Annotated in this window: 1 protein-coding gene; it reads right to left on the bottom strand. The window is 30.4% G+C overall.

The window, feature by feature from the left end; genetic code table 11:
* The coding region (locus tag CRV02_RS14605; protein ID WP_164969034.1) for a hypothetical protein at positions 1-283 on the bottom strand (283 nt) is incomplete at its 3' end.
* Between the last annotated feature and the right edge of the window lie 128 nt (positions 284-411).

The raw sequence follows: 411 nt of genomic DNA, 5'->3' as shown, positions 1-411 counted from the left end.
ATATAGTAATTGTTTTAGTATGGGAAGCTAGGATAGTTACAGTACAGCCTGTAAGACTACTTTCAGTTTCAATTGCAAGCTTATGTACAGTTCTAATTTCATCTGTTGTTGCATCATTATCACTCTCATAATATACAGTTGTACCATTTATTTCAATTTCATATCTAGTATTATTAGTAGGAGAATCTACTGAGTATGTTGATGTTGATGTATTATTTCCTGAAACAGAAGCCTTCCCTGTCTTTAAACTATCAATAAACTCTTGAGATGCTGACGTAGACATATAATTTTGAGACTTTTTCTTTCCATCTATATATACAAATACTTAATCTCCCTCTTTAGAAATAAGTCCTTTAGAACCAGATTTACAGATAATTTTTGAGTTTTGAGTAATTGCACTTATACTTAAGC

The sequence above is a fragment of the Arcobacter sp. CECT 8989 genome (assembly GCF_004116715.1).
GTDB lineage: Bacteria > Campylobacterota > Campylobacteria > Campylobacterales > Arcobacteraceae > Halarcobacter.
The sequence above is the reverse complement of the archived record's forward strand: the minus strand, read 5'-3'. Positions and strand labels throughout refer to the sequence as shown.